Source organism: Mycobacterium sp. OAS707, assembly GCF_014873705.1.
Taxonomy (GTDB): Bacteria; Actinomycetota; Actinomycetes; order Mycobacteriales; family Mycobacteriaceae; genus Mycobacterium.
Window position 1 is genome coordinate 525,393 of the sequence record NZ_JADBDS010000002.1, and the last position, 21,078, is coordinate 546,470.

Below are 21,078 nucleotides of genomic sequence, written 5' to 3' on the forward strand. Positions count from 1 at the left end.
CGGCGCCCTCGCGTCCGAATCTGTCAGCATGAGGCATGGGGGGACGAACAGAGGTCGATCTGGGGCAGTTACGAGATGTCGCCGACCACGTCATGCAGGCCGCCGACGCAATCGCCGAAATGCGTTGGCCGACAATAAATCCCGATGATTTGGCCGGGTCAGAAGTCGGCCGTGTCGGTGCGCCGGCGCTCGTTGCTGCGCGACTGACAGACGTGGTCGCCAACATGCGGGGGTGGGCGCTGGCCGCCCACATGTCGGCGGACGCTTTCGAACGCGCCGACGGTCGCAACGGTCAGCGCCTGGGGTGAGGCGGCCGACCGTCTCGCAGGCCGAGGCGTGGCGGCCCGATGCGCTGCGCAGCCTCGCCGACGGCTGGGACGACGCGGCCCACCGCCTGACCGCGCACGCCGACACCGCCACGCGCGCAATCCGGGACACCAATTGGACGGGCAGCGCCGCCGACACCGCTCGGGACAACGCGCGCAGCATTGCCGTCGACGCCGACGAGGCCGCCCGCCACCTGGTCACCGCCTCGGTCGCCGCACAAGACGGCGCTGACCAGATCGCCTCCGCACAGTTGTCGGTGATGGAGAAAGTCGCCGAGGCCCGCGGGGGCGGATTCGAGGTCGCCGACGACGGAACTGCGTCGCTGCGTGCTACCCCATCGCCGCTGCTCATCGCGCTTTCAGGCGGCGACGCTGCCGTCGCGCACGACATGCTGACGGTGCGCGCCGAGGAGCTGACCAAACAGATCACCGCCGCGCTCGACCAACTCGGTGCTGCCGATGCAGACGCCGCCAGAGACATCGAGGCGGCATTCGCATCGACGCCGATCCCCCGCGCTGCAGCGACGGTTCCGGCAGGCGCAGGGCCAGTGCGGGCTTCCGACGTGGTGGCGGGCTGGCCCGCGATGAGTCAGGACCGCATCGGCGAGCAGATCGCCGCCATGACGCCAGCGCAACGGCAGCGACTGACCACGGACTTTCCCCTCCAGGTCGGCAACACCGACGGCGTGCCATGGGACATGCGCGCAGCCGCCAACCGCATCAACATCGCGCAGGCGATCGTCGACGGCCTCGATGATCCGACGGCCCAGCAGCGGACCGCCTTCTACCGCGGCCTGCTCGGCGAGATCGACGACCCGACGGGTAGTGGTCGGCGCGTCGAGCGGCAGATTCTGGCCTTCGATCCCGCCCGTGCCTCACTGGTCGAACTCAACGGCGACCTCGCGACGGCAAAGAGTGTGGCGGTTCTGGTCCCAGGTCTGAACACCACCATCGAGGGCTCGGCGGCCGACACTCGGACCGCGCGCCGTTTCGTGTCGGCAACCCACGGCGACGTCGCGACCATTACCTATCTGGGCGGCCCCTTTCCGCGAGGCAATCCAATCGCCGGTGTCGTCGATGCGGCCGACCCGCGGTATGCGCTCAATATGGCGCCACGGCTCGTCGCTTTCAGCGAAGACGTCGACCGCACCGTCGACGTCCCGGTGACCTACATCGGCCATTCGTACGGCGGGTCGATCGTGGGCACCGCCGAAGCATTCGGCCTGTCCGGCGACCGCGTGCTGTACGTGGCCGCAGCTGGCGCGGGTGTCGGTGTCGACGATCCGGGCGATTGGCACAACCGCAATCCGGATGTGCTGCGATTCTCGATGACAGCGCCGGGTGACTTCATTCAGGCCGTCCAAGGCATACCCGGCGGTCCGCACGGCGCCGACCCAGACGAGATGCCCGGCGTAATCCGTTTAGCCACAGGGCATTACGACGACGGACGGCTGATGGCAGGACCGCAGGCGCACAGCGACGTGCTCAACTGGCCGTCCGACGCATGGCGCAACATCCTGGCTGTCATCGCCGGTGACCGTGATCGAATCCAGGTCGCAGGGGTGAGTGCCGGTCAATAAGCGCGAATCAGCAAGTGTGGCAAACATTTTCGCTCGCAATGGCATGCTCCCCGCAGCCGTCCGACTGAAGTCACGAGACCTATACGGACAAAAACCAGCCAAATTCGGGCATGCGACGGCCAGAATGGGCCAATGTGGTCGCGCAGCTCGCCCGTCGACGGGTTTCGGCTCGCCTTCGACCGCTTCGGGACCAGAGGGGCGCCGCCCGTCGTACTGCTGCACGGCTGGCCCGGCAACCGACACGACTTCCGGAAGGTCGTTCCGATTCTCGGCGACATCGCCGACGTCGTCGTTCCGGATCTGCGCGGGTTCGGCGGTTCGGACAAACACGAGGTGGCCGTGCAGCACTTCTACAGCGCTACCGCCCAAGCCAGCAGCGTCATCGGGCTGATCAAGGAACTGGGCCTGTCGAACGTCATCCTCGCCGGCTATGACGTCGGCAGCCGCGTCGCACAGAGCGTCGCCAGGATGCATCCCGATCTGGTGCGCGGCCTCGTGCTATCTCCCCCGCTGCCCGGCGCAGGAGATCGCGTACTCACCGCGCACGCACAAAGCGAGTTCTGGTATCAGGCTTTCCACCAGCTTCCACTGGCCGCCGAGTTGATCGACGGCAACCCAGACGCTGTCCGAGAATACTTGCGGCACTTCTGGAATCATTGGTCCGGACCATACTTCGCGCTCTCTGAGGACGAACTGGACCGCCTGGTATCCGACTACGCGCTGTCGGGCGCCTTCACGGCTTCGATCGCGTGGTACCGCGCCGGCGCGGGCACGGTCGCCCAGTCACTCATCGAGTTGCCGCCCCACGGCGCCATCAAGATTCACGTGTCCACCGATGTGCTGTGGCCGCAGCATGATCCGCTGTTCCCCACCGAATGGGCGGACCGACTCGACGACTACTTCACCGATGCCCGGCTCCATATTGCTGCCGGCGCTGGGCATTTCACGCCGCTGGAATGTGCCGAGCAGTTCGCCGAACTCATCCTCGTTCAGCAGCCGACGTAGTTCACCGAAACGTTGACCGCGAGCCCGCCGGTCGACGTCTCCTTGTACTTCGAACTCATATCGCGCCCGGTGGCTCGCATGGTTTCGATAACCTCGTCGAGGCTGACGCGATGTTCGCCATCGCCGCGCAACGCCATGCGCGCCGCGTTGATCGCCTTGCCTGCTGATATCGCGTTGCGTTCGATACATGGGATCTGCACGAGCCCCGCGATCGGATCGCACGTCAACCCAAGGCTGTGCTCCATCGCGATCTCGGCCGCATTCTCAACCTGTTCCGGTGTGCCGCCAAGGATTTCGGCCAACCCGGCGGCCGCCATTGATGACGCTGAACCGACCTCGCCCTGACAGCCGACCTCGGCGCCGGAGATCGACGCCCGCTCCTTGTACAGCGACCCGATCGCCCCTGCGGTCAACAAGAACCGCACCGCCGTGTCGTCCGGGTTCGAGGTCCCCGCCTCCGTGTAGTGCACGGCATAGTGCAGCACCGCGGGAATGATCCCAGCCGCGCCGTTGGTCGGTGCGGTCACGATGCGCCCACCCGACGCGTTCTCCTCGTTGACGGCGAGCGCAACCAGGTTCACCCAGTCCTCGGCGAACCGCGGGTCGCGGTCGGGGTCTTCTTGGCTGAGACGGTCGTACCACTGCCCCGCCCGTCGGCGCACCTGCAGCGCGCCCGGCAGCAGACCAGTGCGGCTGATGCCGCGCTGCTCGCACTCCACCATGACATCGCGTAGGTGAAGCAACTCCGCGCGGATGTCCTCGACGCTGCGGGTACCGCATTCATGGGCGAGCATCACCTCGCTGATCGACCTGCCGGTGCCCGAAGCCAACGCGAGCAGTTCTGCCGCCGACGAGAACGAGGTGTCGTCGTCCTTCGCAGCGTCATCAGTTGCGGCCTCGCCCTCGGTGACCACAAACCCGCCACCGATGGAGTAGTAGGTCCGCCGATGCAGCGTGCTGTCGTCGGCCGCGAAGGCCGACAGCGTCATGCCGTTGGGGTGGAAGTCCAGCACCGTGCGGCTGTACAGCGCGATGTCGTCCTCGGACAATGCAATCGGCACTCGTCCGCCGAGCATGATCTTGCCCGCGTTGGCCAGCCGCAACCGCCCGGCTTCCACCTCCTCGGACTCGATCGTTTCGGGGCGATGTCCCTCGAGCCCCAGCAAGACCGCGGACAGGGTGCCATGGCCCCGACCGGTCGCCGCGAGTGACCCGTACAGCTCGACTCGTACGTCGGCCACCCGCGAGAGAACTCCCATCGCCTCGAGGTCGGCGACGAAGATCGCTGCCGCGCGCATCGGTCCGACGGTGTGGGAACTCGACGGGCCGATGCCGACCTTGAAGAGCTCGAAGACACTGATGGTCACTGACTGTCCCTCCCTGACTACAGCTGCGGGTAGAGCGGATGACGCTCGGCGAGCTCACCGACCGCCCGCGCCCACTTCGCGGTGTCGGTGTCCGGCGCGGCGATCAGGCACTGCGCGATCAGATCGGCGACGGCGGCGAAGTCCTCTGCTTCAAAACCGCGCGTCGCAAGCGCAGGCGTGCCGATGCGCAGCCCCGAAGTCACCATCGGCGGTCGAGGATCGAACGGAACGGCATTGCGGTTAACCGTGATTCCGATGGTCGCCAGCCTGTCCTCGGCCTGCCGTCCGTCGATCTCCGCGTTGCGCAGATCGACGAGTACCAGATGGACATCGGTGCCACCGGTGAGCACGGCGATTCCTGCATCGCGCACATCGGGCGCAGACAGCCGCTCGGCCATGAGCTTGGCTCCGTCGATGACGCGCTGTTGACGCTCGACGAAATCAGCCATGGCCGCCATCTTGAAGGCCACCGCCTTGGCCGCGATGACGTGCTCCAGCGGTCCGCCCTGCTGCCCGGGGAACACCGCCGAATTGATCTTCTTGGCGATGTCGGCGTCCTTCGTGAGGATGATGCCGCCGCGTGGGCCGCCGAGGGTCTTGTGCGTGGTGGACGTGACCACATGTGCGTGTGGCACCGGCGACGGGTGCAGCCCCGCCGCCACCAGCCCGGCGAAATGAGCCATGTCGACCATCAGGTATGCGCCGACCTCGTCGGCGATCTCCCTGAAGCGGGCGAAGTCCTGGTGCCGCGGGTAGGCCGACCAGCCGGCGATGATCATCTGAGGCCGGTGTTCGCGGGCCGCTTCGGCCACCTGATCCATGTCAATCAGGTAGTCGTCGCGCGAGACCCCATAGGCGGCAACGTTGTAGAGCTTGCCCGAGAAGTTCAGCCGCATTCCATGGGTGAGGTGACCGCCGCAGTCGAGCGAGAGCCCGAGGATGGTGTCGCCCGGCTTGAGCAGCGCATGCATGACCGCTGCGTTGGCCTGCGCACCGGAATGCGGCTGCACATTTGCGAACTCGGCCCCGAACAGGAACTTGACGCGGTCGATCGCCATCTGTTCGATCACGTCGACGTGCTCGCAGCCGCCGTAGTACCGCCGTCCCGGGTAACCCTCGGCGTACTTGTTGGTCAGCACCGAGCCCTGTGCCTCCATGACGGCCAGCGGCGCATGGTTCTCCGACGCGATCATCTCGAGGCCGGTGCGCTGGCGTTCTAGTTCCTTGCCAATCAACTCGGCGATCTCGGGATCGAAATCGGCAAGACGCTCGTCGAGGACGCTCATGTCGATGCTCCGTTCGTGGGGCTTGGGTATGAATACCAGATTGAAGATAACTGATATATCAGAGTGTGATCGGCATCATAGCTGCGTGCGGCTTTGACGGTCAAGGTTGGCCATTGCCGCCTTGTTACCAGCGAGTTTCGTTTGGGCGCTCCCCTTGACAGTGACATGGGACACGGTTCAGTCTGTTGCATGTAGAGGGTTCTATTGCGCAATACGCAACATCTAGGTAGCTGGCGAGAGGCCGAGTAGGTGGCGGAACACCTGAATATGTTCATCGCGGGCGAATGGCGCCCCGCGCTCGACGGCGCCCGCCGCGAGATCCGATGTCCGGCCGACGGCCAGCTGGTCGCACAGGCCGCCGAGGCGTCCGCTGAGGACACCTACGCCGCGATCGCTGCCGCGCGCGAGGCCTTCGACACGGGTCCGTGGCCTCAGATGCCGGAACGTGAGCGCGCCGACGTGTTGCGGCGCACCGCCGACCTGATCGATCGGGATCGCAAGGACTTCGTCCGCGCTGAAGCGCTCGACACCGGTAAGCGGATCGTCGAGGCCGAATACGACATGGACGACGTCACAGCGTGTTTGCGCTACTACTCGGGCGTCGGCGGCACCGAGGCCGGCCATGTCGTCGACACCGGTAAAGCGGATGCGATCAGCCGCCTGGTGTACGAGCCCGTCGGCGTCTGTGGACTGATCACGCCGTGGAATTACCCTCTGCTGCAAGCCAGTTGGAAGGTTGCGCCAGCGTTGTTGGCGGGCAACACGTTCATTCTCAAGCCGAGTGAGCTGACACCGTCAACCTCAGTGCTGCTGATGCGCGCGTTGGAGGAAGCGGGCCTGCCCGCCGGCGTCGCCAATCTCGTCCTAGGTGCCGGTCCTGCCGCCGGCGCGCCGCTTTCGGAACACCCTGACGTGGACATGGTTTCGTTCACCGGCGGTGTCCCTTCTGGCACCCGCGTGATGGCCGCCGCTGCCGCGACGATCAAACGTGTCGCGCTGGAACTCGGCGGGAAGAACCCCAACGTCGTCTTCGCCGACGCCGACTTCGAGACCGCGGTGGACTTCGCGCTCACCGCGGTCTTCCTGCATTCGGGACAGGTGTGTTCGGCGGGCGCCCGACTGATCGTCGAAGAGTCGCTGCACGATCGATTCGTCGATGAGGTGGTCCGGCGCGCCGAGCGGATCACCCTCGGCGGACCGTTCGATCCCGACGCCGAGACCGGTCCCCTGATCTCCGCGGCCCACCGCGACAAGGTCGAGGCGTACGTCGCTGCCGGACTCGCCGAGGGTGCGGTGCTGCGCTGCGGTGGCCGCCGACCCGATGAGCCCCACCTGCAGGACGGCTTCTTCTATCCCCCAACGATTCTGGATCGCTGCCACACGGGAATGACAGTGACGAAGGACGAGTCGTTCGGCCCGGTGCTGACGGTCGAAACCTTCACCGATGAAGACGACGCGGTGCGGATCGCCAACGACACCGAGTACGGGCTCGCCGGCGCGGTCTGGACCCAGGACGCCGGCAAGGCCCAGCGCGTTGCGCACCGGTTACGGCACGGGACGATCTGGATCAACGATTACCACCCCTACGTGCCCCAGGCCGAATGGGGCGGCATGAAGCGCTCCGGCAACGGCCGCGAACTCGGCCGGACCGGACTCGACGAGTACCGCGAGATCAAGCACATCTGGCAGAACACCAACCCGCGGCCCGAACGGTGGTTCCGCGGCTAATCCGCAAGCATCTCGAAATGACCGACAGCCCAATCAGTTAGGAGATTTCGGTGGCCATCCATACAGAGAGCGCGCCCACAGCGGTGGTCGCCCCGCCGTCCCCACGCCGCAGCGACGCGGAGCTCAGTGTCAACGGACTGTGGAAGGTCTTCGGTGCCAAAGCTTCTGACGTCGCATGCGACGACAGCATGGAGCGCCTGTCCGTCCAGGACATCAAGAAGAAGACGGGGTGCGCGGTTGCCGTTCGCGACGTCAGCTTCGACGTCGGTTGCGGCGAGGTGTTCGTCGTGATGGGGCTGTCGGGCTCTGGAAAGTCCACGCTCGTGCGGTGTCTGACGCGGCTCATCGAGCCGACCAAGGGCCAGGTGGTATTCCAGGGCACCGACATCATGTCCGCCGACGAGAACGCGCTGCGAGATCTGCGCCGCCGCAAGGTATCCATGGTCTTCCAGCACTTCGGATTGCTCCCCCACCGACGGGTGCTCGACAACGTCGCGTACGGCCTCGAAGTCAAGGGCACCCCGAAGAAGGAACGGCTACAGCGCGCTGGCGAGGTCACCGAACTGGTCGGCCTGGCGGGGTACGAGTACTCGTATCCGGATCAGCTGTCGGGCGGCATGAAGCAGCGCGTCGGACTGGCCCGCGCACTGGCCAGCGATCCGGACATGCTGCTGTTCGACGAGCCGTTCTCGGCGCTGGATCCGCTGATCCGGCGCGACATGCAGAACGAAGTGATCCGGCTGCACCACGAGATGGGCAAGACGATGGTGTTCATCACCCACGACCTGTCGGAGGCGCTCAAGCTCGGCGACCGAATCCTGATCATGCGCGACGGCGAGATGGTTCAAATCGGCACCGGCGACGAACTCGTCGGCGCGCCTGCCGACGACTACGTTCGCGAATTCGTCAGCGACGTACCGCGCTCACGGGTGCTGACCCTGAAGTGGATCATGCGGGAGAAGCGCGCCCATGACGCGCTCGACGGCCCAGAAATGGCGCCCACCACCGTGATCCGCGACGCCGTCGACCCCGTGCTGGCCGCGGACAAGCCGATCAAGGTGGTCGAGGACGGCAAGTTGCTCGGCGTGGTCGGCCGCAGCGAGATCCTCGCCGTGATCGGCCAGGTTGACGAGGGCGGCGCGTGATGGCGACCGCCACGTTAGGAGCACCCCCGGCGCCGGCGGCACCGGAGGAACACCGGAGCGTGTCGTCATGGTTCGCCGAACGCGGGCCTGTGCAGATGATCGCGGCCATCGGCGGGGTGCTCGTCCTCTGGCTCGCGCTGTTCGCCGTCCTACACGGCCGCTTCACTCTCGCCCTCGCGCCTGCCGAGACCAAACCGCTGCATGTGTGGCTCTCCGATCTGCAGACCAAGGTCGGTGAGGGCCGAAACACCAACCCGCTCTTCACCTATTTCTTCAATCCGATCCGGTCGGTGGTCGACACGTTCGGCACTGCGATCGCCGACCTGATCGCGCATCCGGTTGACGGGCGACCGGTGCCCTATATCGGATGGCTTGGCGTCGTGGTGCTGTTGACGTTCGTGGCCTGGGCACTGGGCAACTGGAAGGTCGGGCTGCTGACCCTGTGCGGCTTGTTGTTCATGGGGCTGCAGGGCCTCTGGCAGGACAGTATGGAGACGCTGGCACTGACCATCGCCGCGGTCGCGATATCACTGCTGATCGGAATTCCGCTTGGCATCTGGGCGGGCATATCCGATGGGTTCAACCGCGTGATCACACCCGTGCTCGATTTCATGCAGATTCTGCCGTCGTTCGTCTACCTCGCGCCGCTGACGCTGGCGTTCCTGATCGGACCTGCCGCAGCGATCATCGCGACGGTGATCTACGCGGCTCCTCCGGTGATTCGGCTTACCGCGCACGGCATTCGGTCGGTGCCGGCTGAGTCGCGTGAGGCCGTCGAGTCGCTGGGTGCCACGAGGCGACAGGAGTTGTTCGGGGCGCTGCTGCCGATGGCCAAGCGCACCATCGTCCTCGGCATCAACCAGACCATCATGGCCGCGCTGTCGATGGTGACGATCGCAGCACTGATCGCCGCGCCCGGCCTCGGCCAGGTCGTTGTCCAGGCGTTGTCGACTCAGGACGTCGGCACGGCCTTCAACGCCGGCTTGGCGATCGTGATCATGGCGATCATCCTGGACCGGACCACCACCGCCGCGAGCGAACGTGTCGAGACCCAACAGCGAAAGTCGGCTGGGCCCAGCAAGTATCGGCGACCAGGAATCGTGATCGGCGCCGTGGTAACAGCATTCGCGATCTGGCTGTCGTACACCTATCAGCTCGTCGCGATCTTTCCGTCATCGCTGCAAATCGGTTCAGTTCACCTCGGACTCGACGTCGGCAGTCCCATCATCAGCGCCGCGAATGCGGTAACCAAATGGGTCCAAGACGTTTTCGCCCCGTTGACCAACGGCATCAAGGACGTGGTGACGGCGGCGGCACTCGACCCGCTGCAGTCGCTGCTGGCCAGCTCACCGTGGTGGCTCGCCTTCGCGGCCATCACCGCTATCGCGGCAATCATCGGCGGCCGCTGGTCCGCACTGATCACCGCGGTGTGCCTGGCCCTGATCGCCTGGCCGCTGCAGCTGTGGCAGGCAACCATGGAAACCCTGGCCGCTGTGCTGGTGGCCACGGTGGTCGTGGTCATCCTTGGGGTCGTTGTCGGCATCTGGATGGGCCGAAGCACTACGACAGACAAAATCGTGCGCCCGTTCCTGGACGCCGCGCAGACGATGCCGTCATTCGTGTACCTGGTGCCGTTCCTGGCGTTGTTCTCGGCGTCGAGGTTCACCGGCATCGTCGCCGCGATCGTCTACGCCGCACCCGTGTCGATCAAGATCATGGCCGACGGGATTCGCGGTGTCTCCCCCGAGACCGTCGAAGCCGCGCGGTCGGTGGGGTCGAACACCTGGCAGGTGATCAGCAAGGTGCAACTGCCGATGGCCGTTCGGTCGCTGACGTTGGCCACGAACCAGGGCCTTATCTATGTGCTCTCCATGGTCGTGGTCGCCGGCCTGGTCGGCGGCGGCGCACTGGGATATCTGGTGGTGGCTGGATTCGCGCAGACCAGCCTGTTCGGCAAGGGCCTGGCCGCGGGTCTGGCAATCGTGCTGCTCGGCACGATCCTCGACCGCACAACCGCGGCAGCATCGAAACGGATTGGACGGGCGAGCGAATGAAACGAATTGCGATCGCGGCGGTGGCGCTCGCGCTGCTGATCTCGGGCTGCAACGCCACCAAGGTCTCAGATCTCCAGGCCCGCGGTGAGCTCAAGCCAGGTGCCAAACCCTGCGGCACCTTCAACCTGGCCATCAACTCCTGGGTCGGATACGAGGCCAACGCGGCAGTCATCACGTATCTCGCGGAGAACGTGTTGGGTTGCTTCGTCAAACAACGACACATCGCCGAACAGGTCTCCTGGCAGGGCATGTCGACCGGACAGGTGGATGCCATCCTGGAGAACTGGGGTCACGACGATCTGCGACAGCAGTACATCGACAACATGGGCGTCGCACAGAGCGCAGGCTCTACCGGCGTCAAGGGTCAGATCGGCTGGTACGTGCCGCCGTGGATGGTCGAGAAATATCCGGACATCACCGACTGGCGCAACCTGAACAAGTACGCCGACCTGTTCAAGACCTCGGAGTCCGGTGGCAAGGGGCAACTTCTCGACGGGGACCCGGCATACGTGACAAACGACGACGCGCTGGTGACGAACCTCGGCCTGAATTACAAGGTGGTACAGGGCGGTAGCGAAACCGCGCTGATCTCGAGCATCCGGCAGGCCCAGCAAGAGCGGAAGCCGTTACTCGCGTACTTCTACTCGCCACAGTGGTTGTTGAGCGAGGTCCCGATGGTCAAGATCAAGCTGCCGCCGTACACCGACGGCTGCGACGCTGATCCGGCCAAGATCGCGTGTGACTATCCGGACTACGACCTGGACAAGATCGTGTCCACCAAGTTCGCCGAGTCCGGCAGCCCGGCGTACACGCTGGTGAAGAACTTTCAGTGGACGGGCGAAGACCAGAACTCCGTCGCACGCTCCATTGCGATGGACGGCATGAGTGACGACGAGGCCGCCAAGAAGTTCATCGATGCGCACCCGCAGCTGGTCGCCAAGTGGCTGGCAGGGACCGGGGCGCAAAACGCGGCGTAACCCGGGGTAAAACCCGAGCTAGCGGCGGCAAAACTCGCGCTTCGCGGCACTTGACAAGGGCAGGCGATTTCCATCAAGCTGTTGCGTAATACGAATCACGTTTCATAATTAGATACAACTAGGTCACACCGGGGAGGTCACGCTCGTGCTCGAAATCTGTCCTCTGGCGGCCCTGCCTCGCGGTGAGGCGCGCAGGGTCGAAGCGGATCCACCGATCGCGGTGTTCCACACCGACGACGGTGAGGTGTTCGCAATCGACGACACCTGCACGCATCAGGACGCGTCGCTGGCCGACGGATGGCTCGAGGGCTGCGAGATCGAATGCCCGCTGCACGCCTCGCGTTTCAACCTGCGCACGGGCGCGGTCGACGCACCGCCTGCAAAGCTTCCGGTGCGCACTCACGAGGTGGCGATCGTCGACGGCGTGATCAACGTCGTCCTCAACGACGCCCCGCCCAACCTTCCTCCGGGCCTGACCACGCGCGCGGGCGGCGAGGCGGCGCAGTGAAAAGCGTTGCCATCGTTGGCGCCTCGCTGGCCGGGCTGTCGGCGGCCAGAGCGTTGCGCGCTCAAGGCTTCGACGGCGACCTGACGATCGTCGGCGGCGAAGGACGGCGCCCGTACGACCGACCGCCGCTGTCGAAGGAGTTTCTCGCAGGCGACATCGGCGAGGACGCGTTGGCCCTCGAAGCCGAGGACGACAACCTGGACGCCGAATGGCTACTCGGCGTGCACGCCACCCACCTCGACACCGGCGCGGCCTCGGTGCAGCTCGACGATGGCACCGCGATCCGGGCCGACGGCATTGTCATCGCGACCGGAGCGCGGGCACGCACATGGCCCGGTTCCGACGGCCTCGCCGGAGTGCACGTGTTACGGACCGTCGACGACGCCGTGGCGCTGCGCGACGAATTGCGTCCGGGAGCGCGCCTGGTGGTCATCGGCGCGGGCTTCATCGGTGCCGAAGTAGCTTCTACCGCAGCCAAATTGGGCCTGGACGTAACCGTGGTCGAGGCGGCGCTGGCGCCGCTGGCCGGCCCGCTCGGGGTGCAACTCGGCGCGGCCGTCGCACGGCTGCACACCGAACACGGCACGCGGCTGCTCTGCGGGGCCCCGGTCGCGGGACTGCTCGGCGACGATCGCGTCACCGGAATCGAGCTGGCCGACGGGCGCCGGCTCGCGGCCGACGTCGTGCTTGTCGGCATCGGCGCCGCGCCCAACGTCGAGTGGTTGCGCGGCAGCCCAATTGAACTCGCCAACGGCGTGGTGTGCGATGCCGGTGGGGCGACGTCGATTCCGAATGTCGTCGCGGTTGGCGACTGTGCGGCGTGGCACGAGCCCGCCGTCGGGTGGCCGCATCGTGTCGAGCACTGGACGGGCGCGTTGGAGAGGCCGGGTATTGCGGTGGCCACGCTGCTCGCGGGCGGACGGCACGACGGCCGTCCCGCTAAGCCCCCGTACTTCTGGTCCGATCAGTACGGCCGTCGCATCCAGTTCGCGGGCATCGCCCATACCGGCGATGAGATCACCTTCGAGGTGGGCAGCGTGCGCGACGCCAGCTTCCTCGCCGTGTACCGGCGTGGCGGCGAACCGGTCGCCGTACTAGGTCTGGACCAGCCGAAGCTGTTCACCCGCTGGCGTCGCCAGCTCACCGTCGTCCCCGTCCCCGCATGACTTCTATTTCCGCAGAGGAGATCTCGATGACCACCGTCGGCCTGCCGCAGAGCTTGATCTCGACGCTGCCCGGCAGCTACTACACCGACCCCACGATCTTCGCGATGGAACAAGCCCAGATCTTCGAGTCGATGTGGTTCTGCGCGGTGCGGTCCGCCGATCTCGACAAGCCCGGTGCGTTCAAGACGGTTCAGGTCGGCAACGAGAGCGTGCTCATCGCCCGCTCGCGCAGCGGCGAGGTGCGCGCGTTCTTCAACGTCTGCAGGCATCGCGGTGCGCAGTTGTGCACTGAAGAAAGCGGTGAAACCAAGCGCGCCTTCCAATGCCCTTACCACGCTTGGACTTACGACTTCGATGGCAAGCTGATCGCCGCACCGAACCTGACCAAGATGCCCGACATCGACCGGGTCGAATACGGGCTACGTCGCATCGCCATCGAGGAGTGGCTGGGCTACGTCTGGGTGTGCCTCGCCGACAATCCGCCCTCCTTCGACGACACCGTGCGCAAGGACGTCGGCGATCGACTCGGTGAAGTCGCCATGATCGACCACTACGACACCGAACGTCTGAGCGTCGGTCGCCGGATCCGCTATGACGTGAAGGCGAACTGGAAGCTCATCATCGAGAACTTCATGGAGTGCTACCACTGCGCGACCATTCACCCGGAGCTGACCGAGGTGCTGCCCGAGTTCGCCGATGGGTTGGCGGTGCAGTACCACGTCGGCCACGGCGCCGAATTCGCCGACGACGTCGAAGGATTCACCGTCGACGGGTCACAGGGACTCGACCAGATCCCCGGCGTCACCGCAGAGCAGGACCGGCGCTACTACGCGATCACGATCAAGCCGCAGGTGTTCGTCAACCTGGTGCCCGACCACGTCATCGTGCATCGGATGTTCCCGATGGCGGCGGACCGCACCGTCGTCGAGTGCGACTGGCTGTACCTACCGCACGTGGTGGAATCCGGAAAGGACGTCAGCCGCTCTGTCGAGTTGTTCCACCGGGTCAACGAGCAAGACTTCGCCGCATGTGAGCGCTGCCAGCCGGCGATGAGCTCACGCACCTACCGCGACGGCGGCGTGCTGGTGCCCAGTGAGCATCACATCGGCGAGTTCCACAACTGGCTGCAGGCGAAACTGACCAAATGACGGCTTCAGTCGAGGTGACCCATCCGCTGGCTGATCGCCGCTGCGGCGGCGACCACGTCGGGGGTCACCTCACGCATCCGGTCTTCGGTGAATCGGTAGACCGGACCCGAGACGGACAGCGCCGCGATCACGCCGCCGGTGTGGTCGCGGACCGGAGCGGCGACCGCGTTCAGCCCCTCCTCCAATTCCTCGACAGAGCACGCGTAACCGTCGCGCGCGGCAGCCTCGATCTGCGCCTCCAGCTCCCGCTGCGACGTGATCGTGTGCGGGGTCAGGCGGGCAAGTCCGGCCGCGGCCAACACCTTTCGGCGTTCCTCGGGTGCCATGTAGGCGAGCAGAATCTTGCCGCTCGAGGTGGCATGCAGCGGCGTCAGCTCACCGACCCAGTTGTGCGCGGCGACCGCACTCGGACCGCGGGCCTGGTCGATGTTGACGACGAAGTGCGAGCGACGGACCGCGATGTTGACGGTTTCGCCGACCTGCGAGGCGAGTTGCTCGCAGAGTGCCCGAGCCTGATGCGTGACGTCCAGTTGGCCGGGCACCGCACTGGCAAGCCTAAGGATGCCGAAGCCGAGCCGGTACTTACCGCGGTCCTGGGTCTGCTCGACCAGTTCGCGTTCCTCGAGCGCCGCGAGCAATCGGAACGCCGTCGACTTGTGCACGCCGATGTCGGCAGCGACCTCGCTGACGCCGGCCTCGCCACGCTGGGCCAGGATTTCCAGCACACTGATCGCGCGGTCGACAGACTGCACGCCTCCGGTGCTCTCGGCCCGTTCGTTGCTCATGGCGCAACTATACGAGACTTCGTTGCATATAGCGAAACTTGATGCGTATCACGCGCCACAGCCATAGCCTTTGAACACATCTGCAGGAGGACAGCGATGGCCCACAAAGATTCCACACGGTACGACTTCGTGATCGTCGGCGGCGGCTCGGCGGGCTGTGCACTCGCCAACCGCCTTTCGGCCGACCCGTCCAACAAGGTCCTGGTGCTGGAGGCGGGCCGCAACGATTCGTTGTGGGACGTGTTCGTGCATATGCCTGCGGCGCTTCCGTTCCCGATCGGAAGTCGTTTCTACGATTGGAAATACGAGTCCGAACCCGAGCCGCACATGGGTGGCCGGCGGATCTACCACGCCCGCGGCAAGGTGCTCGGCGGCTCGAGCAGCATCAACGGGATGATCTTTCAGCGCGGCAATCCGCTGGACTACGAGCGCTGGGGCGCCGACCCGGGGATGGGCAACTGGGACTTCGCACACTGCCTGCCCTACTTCAACAGGATGGAAAACTGCCTCGCCGCGACCCCCGACGATCCGTACCGCGGGCACGACGGTCCACTGGCCCTCGAGCGAGGACCGGCAACGAACCCGTTGTTCGAGGCGTTCTTCACCGCGGGCGAACAGGCCGGCTACCCGCGCACCGATGACGTAAACGGTTACCGCCAAGAGGGTTTCGCCAAATTCGACCGCAATATCCGCAATGGACGGCGGCTGTCGGCCGCCCGCGCCTATCTGCATCCGGTGATGAACCGGCCGAACCTCGACGTGCTCACCAGAGCCTTCGTCGAACGCGTGGTGTTCGAGGGCAAGCGCGCGGTCGGGGTCGACTATCGGCACGGGCTCGGCGGAACCAAGCGCGTCAACGCAGGCGAGGTCATCCTGTGCGGTGGCGCCATCAACAGCCCGCAACTGTTGCAGCTCTCGGGTGTCGGCAACGCCGCCGAGCTGCGCGCGCTCGGCATCGACGTCGTTCACGACCTGCCGGGTGTCGGCGAGAACCTGCAGGACCACCTCGAGGTCTACATCCAGTACGCGTGCAAGCAGCCGGTGACCATGCAGAAGTACATGAAGTGGCGCTACCGGCCGTGGATCGGTGCCAACTGGTTGTTCCTGCGCCGCGGCCCCGGCGCCACAAACCATTTCGAGGGCGGCGGCTTCGTGCGCAGCAATGACGACGTCGCATACCCGAACCTGATGTTCCACTTCCTTCCGATCGCCGTGCGCTATGACGGCTCCCAGCCGGAGGGCGGCGAGGGCTATCAGGTGCACGTCGGCCCGATGTACTCAGACGCCCGCGGCACGTGCAAGATCGTCAGCCGTGATCCGAAAGTGCATCCGGCGCTGCGGTTCAACTACCTGTCCACCGAACAGGACCGTCGGGAGTGGGTGGAATCCATTCGGGTGGCCCGCCATATCCTCAACCAACCGGCCATGGCCCCGTTCAACGGCGGTGAGGTTTCTCCTGGGCCGAGCGTGGAGACCGACGAACAGATCCTCGACTGGGTGGCCCGTGACGCCGAGACCGCGCTGCATCCGTCCTGCACCGCCAAGATGGGTACGGACGCGATGTCGGTCACCGATCCGGAGACGATGGGTGTGCATGGCGTCGAAGGCCTGAAAGTCGTTGACGCGTCGGTCATGCCGTACGTGACGAACGGCAACATCTACGCGCCGGTGATGATGGTCGCCGAAAAGGCGGCCGACCTGATTCTCGGCAACACACCTCTGGCGCCCGCGACGGTGCCGTTCTACCGGCACCAGCCCAAGCAGCAGCCCAGCGGCTCAGAACCCGTCGGCCGCAGCTGATTTCATGAGCACTCCGCGTGTCGTGATCATCGGCGCCGGGATCGTCGGCGCGAATCTGGCCGATGAACTCACCGCCCGGGGCTGGGATCGGGTCACCGTCGTCGAGCAGGGGCCGTTGCTGTTGAGCGGCGGCTCTTCTTCTCATGCGCCGGGCCTCGTCTTCCAGACCAACCCGTCCAAGGCGATGGCCGATATGGCCCGGTACACGGTCGAGAAGTTCCTCGACCTCGATCTCGACGGTCAGTGGTGCTTCAACCAGGTCGGTGGGCTGGAGGTGGCGACGACACCGGAACGGCTCGCCGAGTTGCACCGCCGCCAGGGCTGGGCGACATCGTGGGGCATCGAGGGCACCGTGCTCGACGCACAAGAGTGTGTGCGGATTCATCCGCTGCTCGACGAGTCGAAAATCCTTGGCGGACTGTATGTGCCGACCGACGGCCTCGCCAAGGCGGCGCGTGTGGTCGTTGCGCTGGTCCGGCGCGCCAAGGAGCGAGGCGCGGTGTTTCGCGACTCCACCAAGGTGACCGCGATTCAACACAGCGGCGGCCGCGTCACCGGTGTCACGACATCGGATGGGACGATTCCGGCAGACATTGTCGTGTCGTGTGCGGGATTCTGGGGCCCCGAGGTCGGCGCCATGGTCGGCATGGACGTCCCGCTGCTGCCGCTCGCGCACCAGTACGTCAAGACCGACCAGATTCCCCAACTCGTCGGCCGCAACACCGAAGCGGCCGAGGCCGGCCTGCCGATCCTGCGCCACCAAGACCAGGACCTGTACTTCCGCGAACTCGTCGATCGTCTGGGTATCGGGTCCTACGCCCATCGTCCGATGCCGGTGGACCTCCGCGAACTCGCCGGCTCTGACGACGTTTCCGAATCCAGCATGCCGTCGATGCTGCCCTTCACCGCCGACGACTTCACGGCCCCGTGGGAACAGTGCAAGCTGCTACTCCCCTGCCTCGAGGGCGCCAAGGTCGACAGCGGCTTCAACGGGATCTTCTCGTTCACCCCGGACGGTGGACCACTAATCGGCGAGTCTTCCGACGTTGCCGGATTCTGGATCGCCGAGGCGGTCTGGGTGACGCACTCGGCCGGCGTGGCTCGCGCCGTCGCGCAACTGTTGGTCGACGGGCGCAGTGAGACCGACGTGCACACCTGCGACGTGCACCGGTTCGAAGAAGTTCAGCTCGCACCGGACTACGTCAACGAGACGTCGCAACAGAATTTCATCGAGGTCTACGACATTCTGCATCCGCTGCAGCCGCGGCTGTCGCCTCGGGACTTGCGGGTCAGTCCCTTCCACGCGCGCCAGCAGGAGCTCGGCGCGGTGTTCCTGGAGAGTGGCGGCTGGGAGCGCCCGCATTGGTTTGAGGCCAATGCCGCACTGCTGCAACGGCTTCCGCTTGAGTGGAAGCCACCCGACCGTGACGCGTGGTCGGCGCAGTTTCACTCACCGATCGCGGCGGCCGAGGCGTGGCGCACCAGGACGTCGGTGGCGATGTATGACATGACCCCGCTCAAACGACTCGAAATCACCGGGGCAGGCGCGCTGCCGCTGCTGCAGCGGTTGACCACCGGCAAGATGGACAAGTCCGTCGGCTCGGTGACGTACACGCTGCTGCTCGACGACGCCGGCGGCATCCGCAGCGACCTCACGGTTGCCCGGTTGGCCGAAAGCCATTTCCAGGTCGGGGCCAACGGCAACATCGACCTGGACTACTTCCGCAGGCAGGCTTCGTCGGACGACAGCGTGCAGGTCCGCGACATCACCGGCGCGACGTGCTGCATCGGGCTGTGGGGGCCGCGCGCCCGCGACGTGGTCCAGGCCCTCAGCCGCGACGACTTCTCAAACGAGAATTTCAAGTACTTCCGCACGAAACCTGTTCGGATCGGCGGCATTCCGGTCACCGCGATGAGGCTGTCCTACGTCGGCGAGCTGGGCTGGGAGCTGTACACGAGCGCAGACTACGGCCTGCATCTCTGGGATGTGGTCTGGGCCGAAGGCGAAAAGCACGAGGTGATCGCCGCGGGCCGCGCCGCGTTCAACAGCCTGCGTATTGAAAAGGGCTACCGGTCGTGGGGTACCGATATGACGACCGAGCACAACCCGTATGAGGCCGGCCTCGGCTTCGCGGTGTCGGTGAAAAAGGCCGGCTTCGTCGGACACGCTGCGCTGCAGGGTGTTTCGGATGCGACGATTCGGCGCCGCCTGATGACTGTGGTGATCGACGACGGCGTGTCCGTGGTGATGGGTCAGGAGCCCGTCTTCCTCGATGGCAAGCCGGTCGGCTATGTCACCAGTGCCGCATACGGTCACACCGTCGGCGCACCGATCGCCTATGCCTGGCTGCCTGCGAGCGCGAAGGTAGGCACCCGCATCGAGATTCAATACTTCGACCGCCTTATCGCCGCCACCGTCGGGGCCGAACCGCTCGTCGACCCCGACATGACCCGAATCAGGTCCTGAGTCTCAGTGCCCTCGGGCGATCCATTCGGCGAGATGGGGCGCCTCCGTGCCGATCGTGGTGCCATCGCCGTGCCCGGTGTGCACCAGCGTCTCTTCGGGCAACGTGAACAGCCGGTCCCGAATCGAGTCCACGATTGTCGGGAAGTCCGAGAACGACCGTCCGGTGGCGCCGGGCCCACCGCTGAACAACGTGTCGCCGGAGAACAGGACGCCGGCCTCAGGCACGTAGAGGCAGCACGAACCGGGTGAATGACCAGGGGTCCTGATCACCTCGATCTCGGTGCCGGCCACGCCGATTCGCTGGCCGTCGTCCAGGCGCCAGTACGGCTCCTCGGGATGGGTCATCTTCCACAACACGTCGTCACCGGGATGCAGCAGGACCGGGCAGTGCAGCCGCTGACCGAGTTCCGGGGCGACGGTCACGTGATCGTTGTGGCCATGAGTGCAGACGACCGCGGTCACGTTGCGGCCTGCGACAGCGTCGACGATCGGCTGCGCCTGGTGTGCCGCGTCGATGACCACGACGTCGCTGTCGTCACCGACCAGCCAGATGTTGTTGTCGACCTCCCATGTGCCGCCGTCGAGTGCGAACGTTCCAGCTGTGACGACGCGTTCGATGCGCAGGCTCACAGCACGACCACCGAGCGCAGCACCTCGCCGCGGTGCATGGTGTCGAACGCCTCCTCGACCTGGTCTAGTTTGATGCGCTCACTCACGAACTTGTCCAGCGGCAGCCTGCCCTGCTCGTACAGGTCGACGAGCGCCGGGAAGTCACGCTCGGGCAGGCAATCGCCGTACCAGGACGACTTCAACGCCCCACCGCGGGAGAAGAAGTCGATCAGCGGCATCTCCAGCTTCATGTCGGGAGTGGGCACGCCGACGAGCACGACAGTGCCAGCAAGGTCACGGGCATAGAAGGCCTGCTTCCAGGTTTCCGGACGGCCAACCGCGTCGATGACGACGTCGGCACCGAAGCCGGCGGTCAGCTCCTGCACCGCCTCAACCGCGTCCACCTTCGACGAGTCGATGGTGTGCGTGGCGCCCAATTCCGTTGCCATCTGCAGCTTCTTGGGGTCGCGGTCGATGGCGATGATCGGTGACGCGCCCGCCAGCCGGGCGCCCGCGATCGCGGCGTCGCCCACTCCACCGCAGCCGATCACCGCGACCGAATCTCCCCGCGACACATTGCCCGTGTTCACCGCCGCGCCGAGACCGGCCATGACGCCGCAGCCGAGTAGGCCGACCACGGCGGGGTCGGCGTTCGGGTCAACCTTCGTGCATTGTCCTTCATGCACAAGGGTTTTCTCCGCAAAGGCACCGATACCGAGCGCCGGGGTCAACTCGGTGCCATCGGTCAACGTCATCGGTTGGCTGGCGTTGAAGGTGTCGAAGCAGTACCACGGCCGCCCGCGCCGGCACGCCCGGCAGTTGCCGCACACCGCCCGCCAGTTCAGCACGACGAAGTCGCCGACCTCGACGTGGGTGACCGCGCTGCCCGCCGCGTCGACGATGCCTGCCGCCTCGTGACCGAGCAGGAAGGGGAATTCGTCGTTGATTCCACCGTCGCGGTAGGTCAGATCCGTGTGGCAGACCCCGCACGCCTGGATCCGCACGACGACATCGTTCGGGCCGGGATCCGGGATGACGATGTCGACGAGTTCGACGGGCGCTCCCTTGCTGCGGGCGATGACGCCCTGCACCTGCTGTGGCATGAAGACCTTCCTGGTTTGGTAGTA

17 protein-coding genes are annotated in these 21,078 nt (G+C 65.7%); 12 read left to right on the forward strand and 5 right to left on the reverse strand.

What is annotated here, in order from left to right; all coding sequences use genetic code 11:
* Positions 1 to 35: 35 nt before the first annotated feature.
* The 3 genes from GGC64_RS13370 to GGC64_RS13380 all read left to right on the forward strand — a co-directional run bounded on the left by GGC64_RS13370 (position 36) and on the right by GGC64_RS13380 (position 2,911).
* Positions 36 to 308, forward strand: a complete 273-nt coding sequence (locus GGC64_RS13370; protein WP_192722993.1) for a hypothetical protein — start codon at positions 36 to 38, stop codon at positions 306 to 308.
* Entirely contained in the window at positions 305 to 1,906 is a 1,602-nt protein-coding gene (locus tag GGC64_RS13375; RefSeq protein WP_192722994.1) for an alpha/beta hydrolase, read from the forward strand. Before GGC64_RS13370 ends, GGC64_RS13375 begins: the two co-directional genes overlap by 4 nt.
* Positions 1,907 to 2,038: 132 nt before the next feature.
* The gene (locus GGC64_RS13380) at positions 2,039 to 2,911 is read left to right on the forward strand and encodes an alpha/beta fold hydrolase (protein WP_192722995.1); all 873 of its coding nucleotides are present in this window, start codon (positions 2,039 to 2,041) and stop codon (positions 2,909 to 2,911) included.
* On the opposite strand, the gene GGC64_RS13385 is transcribed toward GGC64_RS13380, so the two are convergent.
* Positions 2,896 to 4,278, reverse strand: a complete 1,383-nt coding sequence (locus GGC64_RS13385) for an L-serine ammonia-lyase (protein ID WP_192722996.1) — start codon at positions 4,276 to 4,278, stop codon at positions 2,896 to 2,898. The genes GGC64_RS13380 and GGC64_RS13385 overlap by 16 nt on opposite strands.
* A gap of 17 nt (positions 4,279 to 4,295) precedes the next feature.
* Positions 4,296 to 5,564 (reverse strand): serine hydroxymethyltransferase, encoded by a 1,269-nt coding sequence (gene glyA, locus GGC64_RS13390; protein ID WP_192722997.1) that lies wholly within the window; start codon positions 5,562 to 5,564, stop codon positions 4,296 to 4,298.
* A gap of 267 nt (positions 5,565 to 5,831) precedes the next feature.
* On the opposite strand from glyA, the gene GGC64_RS13395 reads away from it, so the two are divergent.
* The 7 genes from GGC64_RS13395 to GGC64_RS13425 all read left to right on the forward strand — a co-directional run bounded on the left by GGC64_RS13395 (position 5,832) and on the right by GGC64_RS13425 (position 14,290).
* Positions 5,832 to 7,292: an aldehyde dehydrogenase family protein gene (locus GGC64_RS13395; protein ID WP_192723868.1), complete on the forward strand. Its 1,461-nt coding sequence runs from the start codon at positions 5,832 to 5,834 to the stop codon at positions 7,290 to 7,292.
* 50 nt (positions 7,293 to 7,342) lie between these two features.
* Positions 7,343 to 8,437 carry a glycine betaine/L-proline ABC transporter ATP-binding protein gene (locus GGC64_RS13400; protein WP_192722998.1) on the forward strand — a complete coding sequence of 365 codons (1,095 nt, stop codon included), beginning with the start codon at positions 7,343 to 7,345 and terminating at the stop codon, positions 8,435 to 8,437.
* Between the two features lie 59 nt (positions 8,438 to 8,496).
* Complete coding sequence (locus GGC64_RS13405; RefSeq protein WP_370582080.1) at positions 8,497 to 10,491, forward strand: ABC transporter permease subunit; 1,995 nt, start codon at positions 8,497 to 8,499, stop codon at positions 10,489 to 10,491.
* Positions 10,488 to 11,468, forward strand: coding sequence for an ABC transporter substrate-binding protein (locus GGC64_RS13410; protein ID WP_192723000.1), 981 nt, complete (start codon positions 10,488 to 10,490; stop codon positions 11,466 to 11,468). The genes GGC64_RS13405 and GGC64_RS13410 overlap by 4 nt, the downstream gene beginning before the upstream one ends.
* A gap of 145 nt (positions 11,469 to 11,613) precedes the next feature.
* The gene (locus tag GGC64_RS13415; RefSeq protein ID WP_192723001.1) at positions 11,614 to 11,976 is read left to right on the forward strand and encodes a bifunctional 3-phenylpropionate/cinnamic acid dioxygenase ferredoxin subunit; all 363 of its coding nucleotides are present in this window, start codon (positions 11,614 to 11,616) and stop codon (positions 11,974 to 11,976) included.
* Positions 11,973 to 13,142 (forward strand): FAD-dependent oxidoreductase, encoded by a 1,170-nt coding sequence (locus GGC64_RS13420; protein WP_192723002.1) that lies wholly within the window; start codon positions 11,973 to 11,975, stop codon positions 13,140 to 13,142. The genes GGC64_RS13415 and GGC64_RS13420 overlap by 4 nt, the downstream gene beginning before the upstream one ends.
* Positions 13,139 to 14,290 (forward strand): aromatic ring-hydroxylating dioxygenase subunit alpha, encoded by a 1,152-nt coding sequence (locus GGC64_RS13425; protein ID WP_225951733.1) that lies wholly within the window; start codon positions 13,139 to 13,141, stop codon positions 14,288 to 14,290. Before GGC64_RS13420 ends, GGC64_RS13425 begins: the two co-directional genes overlap by 4 nt.
* 5 nt (positions 14,291 to 14,295) lie before the next feature.
* On the opposite strand, the gene GGC64_RS13430 is transcribed toward GGC64_RS13425, so the two are convergent.
* Positions 14,296 to 15,075 (reverse strand): IclR family transcriptional regulator, encoded by a 780-nt coding sequence (locus GGC64_RS13430; RefSeq protein WP_192723003.1) that lies wholly within the window; start codon positions 15,073 to 15,075, stop codon positions 14,296 to 14,298.
* Positions 15,076 to 15,171: 96 nt separating this feature from the next.
* Here GGC64_RS13430 and betA point away from each other — a divergent pair, with 96 nt between their 5' ends.
* Complete coding sequence (gene betA / locus GGC64_RS13435; RefSeq protein ID WP_192723004.1) at positions 15,172 to 16,875, forward strand: choline dehydrogenase; 1,704 nt, start codon at positions 15,172 to 15,174, stop codon at positions 16,873 to 16,875.
* A gap of 4 nt (positions 16,876 to 16,879) precedes the next feature.
* Positions 16,880 to 19,342 (forward strand): FAD-dependent oxidoreductase, encoded by a 2,463-nt coding sequence (locus GGC64_RS13440; RefSeq protein WP_192723005.1) that lies wholly within the window; start codon positions 16,880 to 16,882, stop codon positions 19,340 to 19,342.
* Positions 19,343 to 19,345: 3 nt separating this feature from the next.
* Here GGC64_RS13440 and GGC64_RS13445 read toward each other — a convergent pair whose 3' ends face one another.
* On the reverse strand, positions 19,346 to 19,972 hold the full coding sequence (locus GGC64_RS13445; RefSeq protein ID WP_192723006.1) for an MBL fold metallo-hydrolase: 627 nt from the start codon (positions 19,970 to 19,972) through the stop codon (positions 19,346 to 19,348).
* Positions 19,969 to 21,054, reverse strand: a complete 1,086-nt coding sequence (locus GGC64_RS13450; protein WP_192723007.1) for an S-(hydroxymethyl)mycothiol dehydrogenase — start codon at positions 21,052 to 21,054, stop codon at positions 19,969 to 19,971. Before GGC64_RS13450 ends, GGC64_RS13445 begins: the two co-directional genes overlap by 4 nt.
* Positions 21,055 to 21,078 lie beyond the last annotated feature (24 nt).

What these genes read in the sequence shown, in the direction of transcription:
- GGC64_RS13370 (WP_192722993.1), top strand. Translation starts at nt 36, where the DNA reads ATGGGGGGACGAACAGAGGTCGATCTGGGGCAGTTACGAGATGTCGCC.
- GGC64_RS13380 (WP_192722995.1), top strand. Translation starts at nt 2,039, where the DNA reads ATGTGGTCGCGCAGCTCGCCCGTCGACGGGTTTCGGCTCGCCTTCGAC.
- glyA (WP_192722997.1), bottom strand. Translation starts at nt 5,564, where the DNA reads ATGAGCGTCCTCGACGAGCGTCTTGCCGATTTCGATCCCGAGATCGCC.
- GGC64_RS13395 (WP_192723868.1), top strand. Translation starts at nt 5,832, where the DNA reads ATGTTCATCGCGGGCGAATGGCGCCCCGCGCTCGACGGCGCCCGCCGC.
- GGC64_RS13410 (WP_192723000.1), top strand. Translation starts at nt 10,488, where the DNA reads ATGAAACGAATTGCGATCGCGGCGGTGGCGCTCGCGCTGCTGATCTCG.
- GGC64_RS13425 (WP_225951733.1), top strand. Translation starts at nt 13,139, where the DNA reads ATGACTTCTATTTCCGCAGAGGAGATCTCGATGACCACCGTCGGCCTG.
- GGC64_RS13430 (WP_192723003.1), bottom strand. Translation starts at nt 15,075, where the DNA reads ATGAGCAACGAACGGGCCGAGAGCACCGGAGGCGTGCAGTCTGTCGAC.
- betA (WP_192723004.1), top strand. Translation starts at nt 15,172, where the DNA reads ATGGCCCACAAAGATTCCACACGGTACGACTTCGTGATCGTCGGCGGC.
- GGC64_RS13440 (WP_192723005.1), top strand. Translation starts at nt 16,880, where the DNA reads ATGAGCACTCCGCGTGTCGTGATCATCGGCGCCGGGATCGTCGGCGCG.
- GGC64_RS13450 (WP_192723007.1), bottom strand. Translation starts at nt 21,054, where the DNA reads ATGCCACAGCAGGTGCAGGGCGTCATCGCCCGCAGCAAGGGAGCGCCC.